The organism is Loktanella salsilacus, assembly GCF_900114485.1.
Classification (GTDB): domain Bacteria; phylum Pseudomonadota; class Alphaproteobacteria; order Rhodobacterales; family Rhodobacteraceae; genus Loktanella; species Loktanella salsilacus.
Genome location: NZ_FOTF01000068.1, coordinates 1 through 1,894, shown reverse-complemented (window position 1 = coordinate 1,894; position 1,894 = coordinate 1). Strand labels below are relative to the sequence as shown.

Genomic DNA, 1,894 nt, shown 5'->3' with positions numbered 1-1,894 from the left:
TTGTTGCGACGCTCAGACAGCATGAAATCAAGGGTTTTTCCCGTGTTGTCGACCGCCCAGTAATAGTAGGTCCATTTGCCTTTAACCTTGATGTAGGTTTCGTCCATGCGCCAAGATTCGGCGGTTGGTTTCTTGCGGGACTGCGCTTGTGCCGCCATCAGCGGCGCAAACTTAACCACCCAACGGTTCAGCGTCCCATGATCAACATCAACGCCACGCTCCTCCATGATCTCCTCGAGATCGCGGTAGGAACCAGGGTAGCGCAGATAGAAGAACATGGCATACAAGATCGCTTCTTTTGGGAAGTGTACGCCCTTGAAATCACCCATCACTCCGCCCCACTCGTCCGCCACCTCTGCCGCAAAATTACTGCCGCATCACCTGACCCGGCGAAAGTCAAAAAAGTTTGCGACAAAACCCGGCCGCCTGATCCTTTCCGTCACTCCCGGAAAATCACTGGACGGCCCTGACGTTTTCCCGTTGCACGTGTCAGGGTGCCAGCCATGCACCTACACATTCGTTGTGCCGATCAAACCGGGCGCGGCGATGGTTCCGGCCAAGATGCAGGGCGTCAAGTTTTGATATCTGAAGCCGCAAGACGACAAACGACCCGGCGTCAGAGACTTTCGTGTGATCCAGCGCTTGTGCGATGGGATGGCCCGGTACCGCGGTGCTGACGTAAGACAGGCGCGAAGCTGCGGGCACGCCATCCCAGTTCGCGGCCACATCCTTATCGATCAGAATTGTGAGGTGGGCTTCAAGCCGCATTTGCAGATGGGTCGAAGTGTCCTATTCATGAAGTGCTGCAAAAGGTGTGACGCGCAAATACCCGACCTTAGCAGACCGCATATCAGTATAATGACCCAGCGTGCCTGCCGATTTGTCGGCCGCGCTCAGAACGACCGTTCGGGTCTGCGGCCTGGCTTCCGGAGTGACGGTCGCCAGTGCCGGTTGCCGGGCCGGGGCGTGTAGGATGTGGACGCCATGGGTAAGGCGTGTCTAGACCTCGGCATACAACTGCGACAGATCGCAAACTCAGGGAAGTGGGTCAGGATTTATTTATAAACCTCTCGCCGGTCGGCAAAAGCGCGCACACGTCTGCGCCAGGCGCGGTAGCTGCCGGATTTCAAATTTTGCCGCATCAATGCCTTTACTTGGTCCGGACCCAGCCCGTGAAGTGCACGGATCTGGTCGAAACTGGTATGGTCGCTTAGCGCCATCTCGATAATTTCGCCAACTGCCGCGGGGTCAAGGAGCTTGAATTTCATATGCTAAAAGGTGCCTTTGCCGCGTCACAAGTCAAGCTCCCCGTGCGACTTGGGCCGTTCACGCAGCACGAGACATCGGCCTTTATGAGCGCCGGACTGGCGTTGGGCAGCTTTGTCACCGTGTAACGCCCCTTGGACTGGCAGTTTGATTTCGCGGCCATCAGGCCATATCTCAAACGTGGTCCCAAGCGCGTGTTCCGTCTTTATGGTCATTTTCATGCGACTCGACGCGGATCTAGTTCTTCAGAAAATAACCGATCGGCCGAAGTCCATCACACAACCGGAAGACATACAGAAAGGCTAGGTGGCCGTCCTGCCGCATCAAGAATATTTCCTCTAACAGTGCCGGACTGGTGCCCCGCAAGGAACACCAGTCGCGTCAAAACTTAGTCGGTTCTACCTAGCTGTCACTGTGAACGGGACGACCATTCCGGCAGTCACGTGGCCTTTGAGGCTGCAGATCAGCACGTAATTCCCTGGCTCAAGCGTCGTTATCAGTTCACCTGTTTCTGTGGCTTTTAAGCCGGAGACGGCATTGCCAAGTTGTTGGCCGCGTGTCGTAGGTGTTGCTCGTCTGTAAATTACACCACCATCTCGATGGTGTATTCTGCCCAGAGGCTGAATGC

General features: G+C 55.8%; 6 protein-coding genes. 1 reads left to right on the top strand and 5 read right to left on the bottom strand.

Annotation, left to right across the window (positions count from 1 at the left end):
* From BM131_RS19825 to BM131_RS19815, 4 genes are all read right to left on the bottom strand, one after another.
* Nucleotides 1-329: IS6 family transposase (locus tag BM131_RS19825; RefSeq protein ID WP_139222743.1), on the bottom strand; the 329-nt coding region annotated here is incomplete at its 3' end.
* Nucleotides 330-489: 160 nt separating this feature from the next.
* Nucleotides 490-726 (bottom strand): hypothetical protein, encoded by a 237-nt coding sequence (locus BM131_RS20635; RefSeq protein ID WP_245754347.1) that lies wholly within the window; start codon nt 724-726, stop codon nt 490-492.
* 63 nt (nt 727-789) lie between these two features.
* Nucleotides 790-975, bottom strand: coding sequence for a pyridoxamine 5'-phosphate oxidase family protein (locus BM131_RS20805; RefSeq protein ID WP_281245362.1), 186 nt, complete (start codon nt 973-975; stop codon nt 790-792).
* 80 nt (nt 976-1,055) lie between these two features.
* A complete protein-coding gene (locus tag BM131_RS19815; RefSeq protein ID WP_090192194.1) occupies nt 1,056-1,268 on the bottom strand; it encodes a DUF2805 domain-containing protein in 213 nt (70 codons plus the stop codon).
* On the opposite strand from BM131_RS19815, the gene BM131_RS20715 reads away from it, so the two are divergent.
* Nucleotides 1,269-1,394 carry a hypothetical protein gene (locus tag BM131_RS20715; RefSeq protein WP_281245361.1) on the top strand — a complete coding sequence of 42 codons (126 nt, stop codon included), beginning with the start codon at nt 1,269-1,271 and terminating at the stop codon, nt 1,392-1,394.
* A 270-nt stretch (nt 1,395-1,664) separates the two neighbouring features.
* Here the strand turns inward: BM131_RS20715 and BM131_RS20150 are convergent.
* Nucleotides 1,665-1,894: sulfocyanin-like copper-binding protein (locus BM131_RS20150; protein ID WP_217646906.1), on the bottom strand; the 230-nt coding region annotated here is incomplete at its 5' end.